Here is a 15,301-nt window from a genome sequence, read left to right on the forward strand (position 1 = left end):
TTACCGCGGGACTTTAGTGCCGCCGTCGTGCGTGTTGAGAGCCGGTGTCCAGAGAGCCGGTGTTAAGACCTTGTGCCTAGACTCTGTGCTTAGACCCGGCGCCGGTAGTACGGGTCCAGGCTCTCTGGCGCAATGCCCAACATGTCAGCGGTCCGTTCCACCACCACATCGTGCACTAGGTCTTGGAGTTCTTCCCGGCTGGTGCACGCGTGTTCCACAACTCTGCGGTACACGGTGATGGTGGCTGGCTCATCATCACTGGCGGGCCGGTAGGAGCCCATAGGTGCTGGCCGTCGGAGAGCCACCAATTCTTCGAGACCCGGGGGAATTTCATCAACGGCAAACAACACGCCGTTGAGCGCAGGGCCGCGTAGTTCGTGAAGCTGCTGGGCCGAATCCATCACGTATTCATCAAAGCGTTCAGAACGGCTGCGATAACCCGGCAAGGTGGGCAAAAGAAGTTCCCCACGCAGGCCACGCCCATGCCTGTTCCTGCGGCGCTGACGGAATCCACGGCCGCGGGCAGACAGAGTTTGCCCTTCGGAGTCTTCGTTGAGCCGAATACTGATTCCCGGCCCACTGAACGGCGATTGCATACATCGACTGTAGTCCGCTCGTGTGCCTCGCGCGAGCCACCACCAGCAGATCAGAAGGCACGCAGCCAAGCTACCGCGTTTGAGGCATTCGGGGGAGTAGTCTGGTTCGTCGTGGGTGCTATTCGTCAATGTTCCAGATCAGGCTGCCGTCAGAGTGCGGTTGCTACCTTGACGTTCGTCTATGCAGACTCCACGGCCGTTCTTGGCCCGCTGGCTACGTACGCCGAGCCGCACTGCTACGACCTCTGCGCTCAACATGCCGCTAGGCTCACTGTTCCTCGCGGGTGGGAAGTACTTCGCCTAGCCATGCCTGAGGTACCGGCCGGGCCTGGTCCTGACGATCTCTCCGCTTTGGCCGATGCTGTTCGCGAGGCTGCAACGGTGCGCGAACCAGCACCAAGCGAGCCTACTCAAAGAGGTCCACGAACCGTTTTGGAACCGCCAGCTGGAACCGATGGTGCCCGCCGAGGTCATTTGCGTGCCCTCCGTGAGCCGTTTTAAGTCTCTCGCTGTAGGCTGAATCCTGAACAATCAGCAGCCGCGCCGCGAGGCCACATCCAGGAGCGAGCACTTGCCCAAGATTAGCCCTGAACTTTTGTCCATTTTGCGTTGCCCGGTGACCGGCTCCGCCCTCACGCAGGTCGGCGCCGAGCTGGTCTCGGTGCAGCCGGGTCCCGCCGGAGAGCCCTTGCGCTACCGCGTTGAAGACGGCATTCCGCTGCTACTAGAGGACTCATTGTTGGCCGCCGCCAGCGGCGCGCCAAGCGACCAGCATGACGCTGCCTCCCCGTCCGCAGCGAACTAACGTCCCGCCAACTTCCCGCGTTACCGGCCCGAGGCGCACGTCCGCTTTGCTGCCACGTACTTGATCACGACTGAGGAAACAGACTTTTATGAGCTTCGATTACAAAATTGCAGACATTAACCTTGCCGAGGCTGGCCGTCACCAGATTCGTTTGGCCGAGCACGAAATGCCAGGTCTGATGTCCCTCCGTGAAGAGTTCGCGGACAGCCAGCCGCTGGCCGGTGCACGCATTGCAGGTTCCTTGCACATGACCGTGCAGACGGCCGTGCTGATTGAAACGCTGACCGCCCTTGGTGCAGAAGTGCGGTGGGCTTCCTGCAACATTTTCTCCACTCAAGATGAAGCTGCAGCAGCGATTGTTGTTGGTAAGGGAACCCCGGAAGACCCGCAGGGCGTCCCGGTCTTCGCTTGGAAAGGCGAAAGCCTCGAAGAGTACTGGTGGACAGCAGAGCAGATTATGTCCTGGCCCGGTGCTGACACGAACCCCGAGCTCGGCCCCAACATGATCCTCGACGACGGCGGAGACGCCACCCTCCTGGTTCACAAGGGTGTTGAGTTCGAAGCAGCCGGGGCTGTGCCATCTGCCACTGAGGAAGATCCAGAGGAATACCGCATCATCTTAGACGTGCTGCGCGCCTCCCTGGCTAAGGACCCGCAGAAATTCACCCGCCTGGCCGCGGGCATCAAGGGTGTCACTGAGGAAACCACCACTGGTGTGCACCGCCTCTACCAGCTGGCCGAGCAGGGCAAGCTTTTGTTCCCGGCTATCAATGTCAACGACTCCGTTACTAAGAGCAAGTTCGACAACAAATACGGCATCCGCCACTCCCTCCCCGACGGAATCAACCGCGCTACTGACGTGCTGATGGGTGGCAAGGTCGCCGTCGTTTGCGGTTACGGTGACGTTGGCAAGGGTGCTGCGGAAGCGCTCCGCGGCCAAGGCTCGCGCGTTATTGTCACTGAGATTGACCCTATCTGCGCACTCCAGGCAGCCATGGACGGTTACCAAGTTTCCAAGCTTGAATCTGTACTCAGCGAGGGCCACATCTTTATCACCACCACCGGCAACAAGGACGTTATCCTCGCCGAACACATGGCCGGGATGCAGAACAAAGCGATCGTGGGAAACATTGGTCACTTCGACAACGAGATCGACATTGCTGGCCTTGCCAAGATCCCGGGTGTCAAAAAAGTGGAGATCAAGCCGCAGGTTCACGAGTGGGTATTCAACGAGGGCACCGATGAGGAAAAGTCCATCATCGTTCTCTCTGAGGGCCGCCTGCTCAACCTTGGAAACGCCACCGGTCACCCCTCCTTTGTGATGAGTAACTCCTTCGCCAACCAGACCATTGCCCAGATTGAACTCTGGACCAAAAAGGATCAGTCGGCTGAAGAGCGTGAATACAACAACCAGGTTTACGTTCTGCCCAAGATCTTGGACGAGAAGGTGGCACGCTTGCACCTAGATGCTTTGGGAGTGGAGCTGACCGAACTGTCCAAGGGCCAAGCAGAATACCTGGACGTTGACGTCGCTGGTCCTTACAAGGCAGAGCACTACCGCTACTAAGAGGTCACCAAAAGGTGAGAACATTGTGATGGAAACGTAGCCGTGTTGTCACGCTCCATCCATGTTCTCGTTTTAAGGTGGCCCTATGGACTCTGCTGACTCAACCCCTCGCCGCCGTTCCGGCAAAACCATCGCGCTGTTAGCTGCGGTGTGTGTACTGGCCGCTGGAGGGGGTACTTTCGCTGCCGTTTCGGCGGGATCAGCGCATGCCAACGTGCCTAGCGAGTCAGCAGCTCCACAACGTACGACGCCGGGACTTGCCGTTCCTGTAGTGGCACCTTTGCAGTTACTTACCACGCCCACAGACGGCGCAAGTCAGGTAAACCCGGCCGCGCCAGTGATTCTGAAAGCTACCAACGGCAAGATTTTGCGTGCTTCGCTGACCAGCTCTGACGGTAAATCCGTTGAGGGCGCAGTGAACGCAGCGGGCGACACTTGGACGTCAAGCGGTGCATTGAGCTTCAACACTGCCTACTCGGCCAACTATGTGGCAAAAGACGGGGCGGGGCGTGAAAGCACCATTACGCGCAGCTTCAGCACGGTGTCAACGGCTAATGAGGCGGATGCAGCAATGTATCCGCTGGACACCATGACAGTTGGTGTTGCCCAGCCCATCCAGTTGACCTTCAGTGAGCCGGTCACTAACAAGGCTGCTGTTGAGAAAGCCATCAAGATCACTTCCACCTCCGGCCAGGTTGGCAAGTTCCGCTGGTACTCGGACACCATGGTCCGCTACCGTCCGGAAACTTTCTGGACCGCCAAATCCACCATAACGGTTGACATCAAACTCTTTGGTGTTTCCTTTGGCAACGGTCAGGTGGGCAACTTCAACAAAACCAACACCATCCACATTGGTGAGAAAAAAGTAGCGGTGGCTGACGCCGTCGCTAAGACCTTTACTGCCTCGATCAATGACAAGCAGGTGGGAAAGTGGAGCGTCACCATGGGGGATGAACGGTTTCCCTCTGCACGCGGATACTTGGTGTTGATGGACAAACAGCGCAAGGCACACTTTGTTGCCTCGAGTATCGGTCTTAAGCCTGGGGACCCGGCATACTACGGCGAACTGGATGTCCAGTACGCTACCCGTTTGACCCCGAGCGGCGAGTTCATTCACCAAGCAACAGACTCCGCCCTGCCCTACATTGGTGTCACCAACCTGTCCCATGGATGTATTGGTATGGGCCCCAGCGGGGCCGCATGGGTCTTTAACAACATGGGTGTGGGGGACGTGGTGAAGGTAGTGAATACCAAGGGAGACTTCGCCAACTACGACGACGGTTATGGAGATTGGAACATCGCGTGGGCTAGCTACGCCAAGCGTTAGGCTAGTTGTTTAGCTGCAACAGATTGTTCTGGGCGCACTTTGTGACCTAGGTGGGGGATATGGCATCAAACTCGAAGACATCAACAGCTGCACGCGGCTGGAAAATCGCAGGCGGGATTCTCGCCTGTGCACTAGTCGCTGGTGGCGTGGGCCTGGTGACAACTGGCTACTGGCCATCCGGCGGTCAAACACCGGTCGCGGGGAGTTCGCAGTCAACAGCCGGACTTCAAGCACCTAGCGGCGCTGGAAATGGCAGCGCCGGTGCTCAGAGCTCTGGCCCCAGCAACTCCCACTCACCAAGTCCAGCACCAGTGGTCAAGCCGCTTGAACTGGGAGTCACTCCCAATGATGGTGCTCAGGAAGTTAATCCGGCCATTGCGCCAGCCATTAAAGTGATCAATGGCACCATCAAGAGTGTGAGCCTGAAGGATTCAAAGGGCTCCGTTATTGTTGGCAAGCTCAGCGCCGACGCAGCAAGCTGGAGCGCTAACGATCCCCTCGAATTCAACGAACGGTACACCTACGAGTTTGTGGTTGCTGACTCTGCTGGCAATGAAACCACCAAACGCCACAGCTTTGCCACCGTGCAAACGGCGAACGAAGCTGATGCAGCCGTTTTTCCTTCGAACGGCTCCGTGATGGGTAGCGGTCAGCCCGTTCAAATCACCTTCAGCGAACCGGTGATCAACAAAGCTGCCGTGGAGAAAGCCGTCAAGATCAGCTCCACCTCGGGTCAGCCGGTCGCTTGGCGTTGGTACAGCGACAAGATGGCCCGCATTCGGCCGCAAACTTTTTGGGCTGCTGGAAGCAAAGTCACCATCGACATGCAGCTTTTCGGGGTGGACTTTGGTCAGGGCATGATCGGCAACTTCAACTCCACGGTGGGTTTTAGTGTGGGGCAGCAAAAAGTTGCTGTGGTGGATGACATCACTAAAACCATGAAGGTGTATTTCAACTCCGCATTGGTCAAAACATTCCCGGTGACACTGGGGGACCCGGAGTGGTTATCGCCCACCGGCTATGCCGTGATTATGGAGCAAGAGCGTTACTCGAAGTTCAATGCGGGGAGCATCGGACTCAAAAAGGGGGACAAGGGGTATTACCCGCCACTGACTGTTGAGCACGCTAACCGCTTGACGTCCTCTGGTGTATACGTGCACCAAGCACTGCCATCTGCATACGCTTACGTGGGCAACACCAACGTCTCGCATGGCTGTGTGGGTCTATTGCCAGCTGACGCAGCATGGTTCTTCAACAACATGACTTCAGGAGACGTGGTGCAGACACTGAATACTGGTGCGCCAGCCGTGGAACCGCTTGAGGGCTGGGGCGACTGGAACATCCCTTGGGCCCAGTACGCTTCGCGCTAATCGGCGTAAGGTAACCGTTCAATCCGTTGCGCCAGCTTGGCACTCCGCGCAGCAGATTTTGTGAGTCGGGCTAGGTCTCTGCTTCGGCGCTCAGCCATAACAGCGGATAAAAACTCGTCTGGACCAGTGCCTTGTGGCGCCGAGGGAGCAACGTAGCGGCTCACTTCTGCAACAAGTTCCGTGCTGACCCGCCAACGCGCCTCAGGAGTCATACGGGCGGCCTGCTGCATATACGCTAACGTTCGGCGCGACACAGCATCCGGAAGCCGGCCAATGTCTGCCATGGTGGCCCAGCCACGCAACCGCGGTGGCACCTCCGGAACTACTTTGACCTCTTCCGTGACGCGATCCTTGAGCGCGTGCGTGCCGGCCATCAAATCACCTAGTCGCTTGGCGCGTTCGTTGAACATTCCTGCGAGTAGCGCCACCGAACCGAGCGTCATGTAGATCTCCAGAAACCCAGCCAGGCCCCTAATCACTGCATGCCGGACGCGAATGGCGCCCCCGTCGTCGCGCACTACACGGATACCCACAATCATTTTGCCCAGGGAACGGCCGCGCGTCAGAGTTTCAACCGTGACGGGAACGATCACCGTGAAAAAGATCAGTAATACCAATGACATCATCACGCCGGTGGAAAGATCGGTGGATTCCGCGGCGGAGCCAACTACCGTCAGAGCCACAAAGTACAGAACAAGCGTGAGCACAACGTCGATGATCAAGCCCACAGCACGGAGTAGAAAAGAAGCTGGGCGTAGCTCTAGTACTACTGCCTCACCGGTAATGATGGCTGTCATGGCCCCCCATCCGTGGACCCCACAAGTGCCAGAAGTCCTTTGGCACCGCAGGGGCGGCAATTCCTTCGCTTCGAATCAGTGTATCCAGTCTCCCCGCACATCCTTCTGGACGGTTAGTCTGGAGCCGTGGACATGGACGCCTTCACAGCAGTCAACGCATCGACCTGGAAACGCCTCGATGATCTTTCGCGTACCCGCCGATTGGACGGCGCCGCCGCCGATGAGCTGTTAAGCCTGTACCGGAAGGCCTCGGGGCACTTGTCCCTGATCCGTTCGCTCGAGCCGGAAAGCGCCCTTTCAGCATCGTTATCCGCAACGCTCGCTCGTGCCCGCTCCCGCTTCACCGGGGCGCGGTCCAATTTTATGGAGGACCTCGCAGGATTTTTTGTGATTTCTTTGCCAGCAGCGTTCTACCGGATCCGGTGGTTGACCTTGGCCTGCGGGGCGGCGTTTATTTTGATCGCAGCTATTTACGCGTTGTGGATTGCAAACAGCCCTGAGGTCTTGCGCAGTTTGGGTTCGGATGCCCAGATTCAGAAGTACGTCAACGACGATTTCATCAATTACTACTCAGAGAACCCGGCGGCTTCATTCGCTGGCGCGGTGTGGACTAACAATGCCTGGATCAGCGCACAGGCCGTTATCTTTGGTGTCACTGGGATCTGGGTTCCTTACATACTGGTTGGCAATGCCACAGGTGTGGGGCAAGCCGCTGGCATATTTATGGCTGTGGGTAAATCCGACGTCTTTTTCAGCTATATCCTGCCGCACGGTTTGATGGAACTCACGGCGGTGTTTGTGGCTTGTGCGGCAGGCCTGAGGATTTTCTGGGCGTGGGTATCCCCGGGCCCCATGCGCCGTTCAGTGGCACTGGCCAAGGAAGGGCGCTCCTTAGTCACCGTGGCATTAGGGCTGGTCTTGGTGCTCTTTGTCTCCGGTCTTGTAGAAGGGTTTGTGACCCCGTCTACCTTGTCCGTAGGGGTGAAAATAACCATCGGTGCCGCGGTTCTGGCAAGCTACTGGGTTTACACGCTGGTCCTGGGCTCACGGGCAGTTCGCTCAGGAGAAGACGGTGACCTCGAAGCAAAAGACGCTGGATACACCGAAATCGCCGCCTGACCGGGGTGGCCTCACCAGCTCTCTGAGCGCCTACCGGTAGGCTCGTTGCTTAGAAAGTAAGGCTGCAGAGTGATCATACGCTCGTGGCAAGCGTCTGATGGAAGTGAAACAACGTGAGCGAGAACAAGCCTAAACAGGAGCCAATCCACTTGGATTCCTCCCAAGACACGGACGAGCCAGCCTTTGATTGGCTCAAGACCCCGGCCCACAAGGAGCCCAGCACTGAAGCTGAACCAGCAACGCAAAAGCTGGACGCAGATTCCGTAGATTCTGCAGAGCCGGATAACGCACGGCCGGATAACGTAGGGCCGGATAACACCGAGCCGGATAAAAGTGGCGCGGGGCATCGTGCCACTTCGGCCAGCGAATCAAAAGCAGATGCCATTGCTGCAGCCGATTCTGAAACCTCCGCATCTGCCAGCTCAGAGGCTAAGTTTGAGGACACTGAATTTAGCCGAGCTGACGCTGCAGCCATCAACGCTACTCGTTCCACCAGCGCCGGGGAGACTGAACCGACGGGAACCACTCCTTTATTTGAACCGCATCCCACGTCTGCGCTGCAGGTTCGCCCGCCAGAGGACGAGATCCAACGCCGTAATTCTCGTCGGGATCAGGTAGCAAATTCTCGTCCCGTGGCCCCGCGCATTATTCAGGTCCTTTTGGCCGTATTTTTCCCGGTGATCGTATTAGCGGCAGCTGTTCGCGCCGTCGCATCTCCCTTGTTTTTATGGGTTGAATATCACCGTCCTGGGTTCCCCGGAGACGGCTATGGCTTCAGCACTGATGACCGCCTCAGCTACGGTTCCTACGCGATGGACTACTTATCCAACTTCGCTGCCCCGCGGTACCTCGGCGACTTGGTGAACGCCAGTGGCGAAAAGCTGTTTAAGAGCGGTGAAGTTTCCCACATGGCTGACGTTAAAAACGTTATGCTCTCCACCTGGGCTGGTGGCACGCTGCTGGTCATCTTGGCCATCATCGCCATCATTTACTTGCGCAAGCGCAGCACCGGCGGCGTCCGGCGGGCTCTTTTTGCTGGATCCATCGTGACACTGGTAATCATCATCACCCTCGGTGTCTTGGGCGTTTTGGGGTGGGAACGGTTCTTCACCGATTTCCACCACATTTTCTTTGCCAACGGCACCTGGACCTTCAGCCTCGACGACACGTTGATCCGTTTATTCCCGGCGCAATTCTGGATGGATGCAGGCATCGCTATTGCTGGGTTGGTACTGCTCGTATCGATCGTTACGCTCATCCTGACCTGGCCCACACGCAAACGCCGTGGCCTGAGCAAAAGCCGGGCAAAGGCCTAGCGCTAAGCCTGCCTATTTGGCGTAAAGGGCCTCGACCTCGTTGGCAAAGTCCGCAACGACCGAGGTCCTTTTCAATTTAAGGCTCGGCGTCAGGTGACCTGACTCCACGCTCAGCTCAGAGCCCAGGACCCGGAACTTGCGAATGCTTTCGGCTCTAGAGACCAGCTTGTTGGCGGAGTCGATAGCCTCTTGCAGTGCTTCGAGTACACGAGGATCGGTGGCAGCCTCGGCCGTGCTGAGCGGCTCGATGTTTTGTTCTTTGCACCAGGTGGCCAGTCCTTCAGGATCTAAGGCCAAAAGGGCAGAAACGAAGGGGCGCCCTTCACCAACCACGATGGCGTGTTCCACTAGCGGGCTGTGCCGGATCTCTTCCTCGAGCGGACCGGGGGCAACATTTTTGCCAGCCGCGGTGACCAGAATGTCCTTTTTACGACCGGTGATGGTCAAGAAACCGTCATGGTCCAAAGAGCCAAGATCGCCAGTGCGGAAGAATCCATCAACAAAAGCATCCTGGTTGGCGCCTTCATTATTGTGGTAACCCTTGAACACCCCAATGCCTTTGATCAGGACTTCGCCGTCATCAGCAATTCGGATGGTGGTGCCAGGGATAGGGATACCCACACTGCCAATGCGGGTGTGCTGTGGGGTGTTCACCGCTGCGGGAGCAGTGGTTTCAGTGAGGCCGTACCCTTCCAACACGGGGATACCTGCACCATGGAAAAAGTGCGCTTCCCTTGGGTTTAGTGGGCTAGCGCCGGAGACCGTGTGGCTGACCTCGGAGCCGAAGACTGCGCGAATTCGCGGGAATAAGATGCGGTCAAAAACTTTTTGTGTGATGCGAAGAGCCACGCCTGGGCCCGCGTTGCCTTGCCGCGCTGCTTCAAGCGCCGTGGAGTACTTCACAGCTGTGGACGCCGCCCTGGCAAAGAGCTTGCCCTTTCCAGCTGCTGAAGCCTTGGATTCCGCGCCAGCGTAGACCTTCTCAAAAATGCGGGGCACAGCCAGCAAGAACGTTGGCTTAAAAGTCACTAAGTCGTCCATTAACTCGGCGGCGCTTCCGCTGTGACCAAGCTTTATCCCGGAGGTCATACAAACAACCTGGACTGCCCGGGCCAAAACGTGGGCGAGCGGCAAAAACATCAGGGTGCGGCCCTCGGGGTTCTCGAGGAACTCGCTGAGGAACGGAATAACATTCACGGCCACCACAGCAAAGTTGCCGTGAGTGATCTCGCAACCCTTTGGTTTGCCGGTGGTGCCCGAGGTGTAGACCATGGAGGCTACGTCTTCTAAACCGGCGGCACTGCGCTGACGTTCAAGCTCAGAGTCGCTGACCCCCACACCGGCGGCGGCGAGGCTAGTGAGGTTGGGTGCTTGGCCGTCCTCGCTCATCCGTGTCACGGCGATGGGGGAGTCGCCTAAGAGAGCTGAGGTAGCGGCAAGATTTTGAACCAGGTTCGCCTTGGCCTGGTTTTCAACAAAGATCCGTCGGGCTCCGGAGTCGGCCAAGATCCATTCGATCTGGCTAGGGGAGGAGGTCTCGTAGATGGGCACCACCACACCGCCAGCGTGCCAGATGGCAAAGTCCACCAACGTCCAGGCGTAGCTGCTGCGGCTCATCACTGCCACTGGATCGCCCACCGAGAGACCGCCTGCGATGAGGCCCTTTGCGATCGTTTCCACTTGCTGCAGAAAATCTTGGGCCGTGAGATCGGTCCAACCGGCAGCGGTTTTACGTGCGTACAAAGCGCGTGTAGGCGTAGCGGCTGCGCGTTTGAGGAGTAGATCCGTAATGTTGCTGGCCGGATCCAACTCCACTAGCAACTCAGTGGTGGCTTCTCGCATGTCCGTTCCTACCTTCTTGTCCATCGACGTTCAACTGTTCCTACTTGGAGAGCTGTCTTGATTGCGTTGGTTGCCCCTAAATCCACGAGGGCATCCACATCCTCAAGTGCCAATCGTTGTAGCTTATGGTTTCACCGGTCCAGATGGGGTAAAAATATGCCGACAGCAGTAGTGCTGCAGCCACCAAAATGCCCACCACCAAAACGCCAGAACGACGCCGCCACACAGGATCAGTGCGTTTGCCCAGCAAGAGTCCCAAAACAAAGCACACGGCCAGAACCAAAAACGGTTCAAAGGCGATCGCGTAAAAAAAGAATGTGGTGCGTTCAGGGTACATAAACCACGGCAAATAGCCTGCGCCAACCCCGGCCATGATGGCACCGGCCCGCCAATCGCGGCGGCCTATCCACCAAAAAAGCAGTACCACCAAGGCAATGATGGCACCCCACCAGATCAGCGGGTTCCCCACCGGAAGGATGGCCTCTGAACAGCTTTGAACTTCACAACCGGATTGCCCCAGTTTGGGCGATTGGTAGTAGAAACTTGTGGGCCGGCCCATGACCAGCCACGTCCACGCACTAGCTTTGTAGGGGTGATCGGCGCTGAGTCCCTGATGGAAGTTGTAGGCCTCAATATGGTAGTGAGCCAGGGACCTGAGGGAGTTAGGAATCCAACCCCATTGCTCGCTCGGATTACTGAGAGCCCATTGCCGAAAATAGGCGTCCTTGGACAAAAACCAGCCCGTCCATGTGGCAAGGTAAACCCCACCAGCAACCGGGACGTACTGCAGAAAGGCAGGGATTCCGTCCTTGATGACGCCGGCACTCAACCAACCACGGATCCCCGCCGAACGCCGAGCACCCATGTCCCACAAAACCATCAAAATTCCGAAGGCCGCCATAAAAAACAGTGCTGACCATTTGGTGCCCACAGCCAAGCCCATACACACGGCCGCTACTAGCCGCCACGGACGAATCCCCAGCCAAGGGCCAGAAAACAGTACTGATTCCAGTGGCCTGCCGCCGAACGCACCGTTGTTTGCGTTGCCGTGCCGGGCAGTGGCGCGCTGACCCAGCCGGGCCGCGAGTCGGCGTCGTCCATCATCACGGTCCAGTAGCAACGCGCCAAACGAGGCCAGAATCCAAAACATCAAAAAGATATCTAGGAGCGAAGTCCGGGACAACACTAAGTGAGTGCCGTCTATAGCGGTGAGCAGGCCCGCTGTGGTGCCCAGTGCGAGGGACTTAAAGAGCTTTTGGGCGATCAATGCGACCAAGAGGATTGAAACGGTACCAGTGAGCGCAGCGCTAAAACGCCAGCCGAAGCTGCTCTCGGGACCAAAAAGATTCATTCCCCACGCGATCATCCACTTGCCTACTGGAGGGTGAACCACATATTCGGGGGTGCCGAGGATAACCGTTGGGTTGCCAGCATTAAAGGCGTCGTTCGCCTTCTCCGGCCAGTTACGTTCGTAACCACTCTGCAAGTACGAATAGGCGTCCTTGACGTAGTACGTTTCGTCAAAAACCAGGCTATGAGGGTGTTCAAGACGCCAAAACCTCAGCACGCCACCGATGGCAGTTGTGATAACTGGGAGCAGCCAAAACCACAATCGCAGGCTGGGTGGATAATCACGCCAAGAGCTCAAGGACCCCAGCAATCTGCTGCGAAGTTGTTCAGCCGAAAAGGCGGTGGCAGGATCCGCGATCCACGAACCGCCACGGCCAGCCGTTACGGCGTGGTGGGAGCGCAATTCCTCGGTCCGGGTCACATGGTTATGTTACCGGGAGTAGAACAGAATCGACGTCTGGAACCTCACCCGCGCCGTAAGTGCACCCGATATAGTCCCCGGGACGCACGGCGGTAGGCTGGGTGGGTGGATACGGACAGCGCGCAGCGCCCAGAGAACGTCAGCGAAGAAGCCAATGAAGAGGCTAACAATGTGAGCGAAGAACACGCCGACGCTGAACTCTCGAACACGCTCTTGCCCGAACTGACCGGTGCGCTCGCAGGACGCGGGAGAATCGTTTTGGCGGCAACACCAATCGGCAACGTGGGAGATGCCTCCCCGCGCTTGCGCGAGTTGCTTGGCAGCGCAGATATCATCGCCGCGGAAGACACGCGCCGCCTGCAGCGCTTGGTCAGAGCCACTGAAGTTACGGTCACGGGGCGGATCGTCAGCTACCACGAACATAACGAAGCGGCGAAAACACCTGAACTCCTCGCCCAGGTGCGTGAGGGAAAAACCCTCCTGATGGTGACGGACGCCGGTATGCCCGCCGTCTCGGACCCCGGCTTTCGTCTAGTCGAGGCAGCCGTAGCAGCAGGTGAAACCGTCACCGCAGTTCCCGGTCCCTCGGCTGTCCTCACTGCTCTGGCGCTTTCCGGCCTGCCGACCGACCGTTTTTGTTTTGAAGGTTTCTTGCCGCGCAAGAGCGGAGAACGTTCCGGCCGGCTCAAAGAATTGGTCACTGAGCGGCGCACCATGGTGTTTTTCGAAGCGCCTCATCGCCTTGAAGTGATGCTGCGGGCAGTGGATGCGGCCTTTGGGCCAGAGCGCCGAATTGCAGTGTGCCGGGAACTGACAAAAACTTATGAAGAGGTTCTGCGCGGGACGGTGCGTGAACTGCTCGAATGGGCTGAATCCAATCAAGTCCGGGGCGAGATTGCTGTCGTAGTTGCAGGCGCCCCGGAGCAAGCACCGTCCGCTCCAGAGGACCACGTTGCTGCAGTGAACCAACTCGTCGCCGGTGGTGTGCGGCTCAAGGATGCCGTGGCCGCTGTGGCCGAGGAAGCCCGCCTGAGCAAGCGTGAGTTGTACAGTGCCGTCCTCGACTCCCGCCAGAGTCAGAAGTAGATATACCTCCTCTGGCTCCACGCAAAGGAGCTGAATGTGCAATTGCACAAGTGTGGCGGGCGTTACTAGTGCGCCATTGCGTAGACACGTCAGAAGCACGGGCAGTAGCTTGGCAATAGATCGCGGGCCACTACTCGTACCAGCAAATACCGGTGACTTTTTAGGCCGGGCCGACGAAGGAGTCTTTTATGACTGAAGCAATTACCGCCGAGCGCGAAAAGGCACTCTTGGCTACCGTTCCCACGGGTCTGCTGATCGGTGTGGAATGGCGCCCGGCCGCGTCGGGCAAAACTTTTGAGGTAGAGGACCCCGCTACCGGCAAGGTTTTGTTGAGCATCGCCGATGCTGGTCCAGAAGACGGCATGGCGGCCTTGGATGCTGCAGCTGCCGCGCAAGAAGAGTGGGCGAAGGTTCCTCCGCGCGAACGTGGCGAAATTCTGCGACGCGCCTTCGAAATGGTGACCGAGCGCGCTGATGACTTCGCGTTGCTGATGACCATGGAAATGGGTAAGCCTCTGGCTGAAGCCCGCGGTGAAGTTACCTATGGTGCCGAGTTCTTGCGTTGGTTCTCCGAAGAAGCAGTCCGCGCTTTTGGCCGCTACTCGGTGTCTCCGGACGGCAAGTCCCGCTTACTGGTGACCAAAAAGCCGGTTGGCCCTTGCCTTCTTATTACCCCGTGGAACTTTCCGCTAGCCATGGCCACCCGCAAGATTGCGCCGGCCGTTGCTGCAGGCTGCACCATGGTCCTTAAGTCAGCCAACCTGACACCGCTGACTTCTCAGCTATTTGCTCAGATTATGTTGGATGCCGGATTGCCCGCGGGTGTTTTGAACGTTATCCCAACCTCCACGGCAGGGGAGACCACTGGCCCATTGATCCAGGACCCGCGTCTACGCAAGCTTTCCTTTACCGGTTCCACACCGGTGGGCCGTTCTTTGCTGGCCGATGCTGCCAAGACTGTATTGCGGACCTCGATGGAATTGGGCGGCAACGCTCCGTTTATTGTGTTTGAAGACGCCGATGTGGACGCTGCTGTTGCAGGCGCCATGGTGGCCAAGCTCCGCAACATGGGCGAGGCCTGCACGGCTGCAAACCGTTTTATTGTTCACGAGTCGGTGGCCGAAGAGTTTGGTGCAAAGTTCGCTGAGAAGGTGGGCCAGACGGTCACCGCTCGAGGCACTGAGGCGACGTCAACCATCGGCCCGCTGATCGATGCCAAGAGCCGTAATAAGGTTCACGAGCTGGTTACGGATGCTGTTTCCGCCGGTGCCAAGGTTCTTGTTGGTGGTGAGCCCACCGAGGGTGAGGGCTACTTCTATAAGCCGACTGTTTTGAGTGAGGTCCCGGCTGAATCCCGGATTTTGAGCGAAGAGATCTTCGGCCCGGTGGCGCCCATTGTGACGTTCGGGACCGAAGCAGAGGCGGTTCGCCTTGCTAACAGCACTGAATACGGTCTGGTGGCGTATGTCTTCACTAAGGATCTGAACCGTGGTCTGCGGATGGGCGAACAACTAGAGACAGGCATGCTGGGCCTAAATGCCGGGGTGGTCTCCAACGCTGCGGCTCCCTTTGGTGGTGTCAAGCAGTCCGGATTGGGCCGCGAGGGTGGCCTCGAAGGCATCGAAGAGTACCTCTACACGCAGTACATCGGCATCGCTGATCCTTACGCGAGCTAAGGCAGTCGCTGCCCCATCCAGGACAGTGA

13 protein-coding genes are annotated in these 15,301 nt (G+C 57.9%); 9 read left to right on the plus strand and 4 right to left on the minus strand.

Annotated features, from left to right (window positions below):
• Positions 1-89: 89 nt before the first annotated feature.
• On the minus strand, positions 90-596 hold the full coding sequence (locus ACQR35_RS07375) for a metallopeptidase family protein (RefSeq protein ID WP_430269659.1): 507 nt from the start codon (positions 594-596) through the stop codon (positions 90-92).
• Positions 597-707: 111 nt separating this feature from the next.
• Between ACQR35_RS07375 and ACQR35_RS07380 the strand changes: the two genes are divergently transcribed.
• The 5 genes from ACQR35_RS07380 to ACQR35_RS07400 all read left to right on the plus strand — a co-directional run bounded on the left by ACQR35_RS07380 (position 708) and on the right by ACQR35_RS07400 (position 5,665).
• Positions 708-1,097, plus strand: a complete 390-nt coding sequence (locus ACQR35_RS07380; protein ID WP_430267034.1) for a DUF3499 domain-containing protein — start codon at positions 708-710, stop codon at positions 1,095-1,097.
• A 70-nt stretch (positions 1,098-1,167) separates the two neighbouring features.
• Positions 1,168-1,401 carry a hypothetical protein gene (locus ACQR35_RS07385; RefSeq protein WP_430266948.1) on the plus strand — a complete coding sequence of 78 codons (234 nt, stop codon included), beginning with the start codon at positions 1,168-1,170 and terminating at the stop codon, positions 1,399-1,401.
• Between the two features lie 88 nt (positions 1,402-1,489).
• A complete protein-coding gene (gene ahcY / locus ACQR35_RS07390; RefSeq protein WP_430266949.1) occupies positions 1,490-2,968 on the plus strand; it encodes an adenosylhomocysteinase in 1,479 nt (492 codons plus the stop codon).
• Between the two features lie 85 nt (positions 2,969-3,053).
• Positions 3,054-4,295 carry an Ig-like domain-containing protein gene (locus ACQR35_RS07395; protein ID WP_430266950.1) on the plus strand — a complete coding sequence of 414 codons (1,242 nt, stop codon included), beginning with the start codon at positions 3,054-3,056 and terminating at the stop codon, positions 4,293-4,295.
• Positions 4,296-4,354: 59 nt separating this feature from the next.
• The gene (locus ACQR35_RS07400) at positions 4,355-5,665 is read left to right on the plus strand and encodes an Ig-like domain-containing protein (RefSeq protein ID WP_430266951.1); all 1,311 of its coding nucleotides are present in this window, start codon (positions 4,355-4,357) and stop codon (positions 5,663-5,665) included.
• Here ACQR35_RS07400 and ACQR35_RS07405 read toward each other — a convergent pair.
• A complete protein-coding gene (locus tag ACQR35_RS07405) occupies positions 5,662-6,462 on the minus strand; it encodes an RDD family protein (RefSeq protein ID WP_430269660.1) in 801 nt (266 codons plus the stop codon). The genes ACQR35_RS07400 and ACQR35_RS07405 overlap by 4 nt on opposite strands.
• 126 nt (positions 6,463-6,588) lie before the next feature.
• Between ACQR35_RS07405 and ACQR35_RS07410 the strand changes: the two genes are divergently transcribed.
• Positions 6,589-7,581: a stage II sporulation protein M gene (locus ACQR35_RS07410; protein ID WP_430269661.1), complete on the plus strand. Its 993-nt coding sequence runs from the start codon at positions 6,589-6,591 to the stop codon at positions 7,579-7,581.
• 113 nt (positions 7,582-7,694) lie between these two features.
• Positions 7,695-8,897, plus strand: coding sequence for a TIGR01906 family membrane protein (locus ACQR35_RS07415; RefSeq protein WP_430269662.1), 1,203 nt, complete (start codon positions 7,695-7,697; stop codon positions 8,895-8,897).
• Positions 8,898-8,909: 12 nt separating this feature from the next.
• Here the strand turns inward: ACQR35_RS07415 and ACQR35_RS07420 are convergent, their stop codons facing one another.
• Positions 8,910-10,739 carry an AMP-dependent synthetase/ligase gene (locus tag ACQR35_RS07420; protein WP_430267035.1) on the minus strand — a complete coding sequence of 610 codons (1,830 nt, stop codon included), beginning with the start codon at positions 10,737-10,739 and terminating at the stop codon, positions 8,910-8,912.
• Positions 10,740-10,815: 76 nt separating this feature from the next.
• Positions 10,816-12,510 (minus strand): dolichyl-phosphate-mannose--protein mannosyltransferase, encoded by a 1,695-nt coding sequence (locus ACQR35_RS07425; protein ID WP_430269663.1) that lies wholly within the window; start codon positions 12,508-12,510, stop codon positions 10,816-10,818.
• A 213-nt stretch (positions 12,511-12,723) separates the two neighbouring features.
• Here ACQR35_RS07425 and rsmI point away from each other — a divergent pair, with 213 nt between their 5' ends.
• The gene (gene rsmI, locus ACQR35_RS07430) at positions 12,724-13,596 is read left to right on the plus strand and encodes a 16S rRNA (cytidine(1402)-2'-O)-methyltransferase (RefSeq protein ID WP_430267036.1); all 873 of its coding nucleotides are present in this window, start codon (positions 12,724-12,726) and stop codon (positions 13,594-13,596) included.
• A 188-nt stretch (positions 13,597-13,784) separates the two neighbouring features.
• Entirely contained in the window at positions 13,785-15,272 is a 1,488-nt protein-coding gene (locus ACQR35_RS07435) for an NAD-dependent succinate-semialdehyde dehydrogenase (RefSeq protein ID WP_430269664.1), read from the plus strand.
• Positions 15,273-15,301: the final 29 nt, after the last annotated feature.

The organism is Pseudarthrobacter sp. J1738, from assembly GCF_050490315.1.
In the GTDB taxonomy this organism is placed as follows: Bacteria; Actinomycetota; Actinomycetes; order Actinomycetales; family Micrococcaceae; genus JBNPEO01.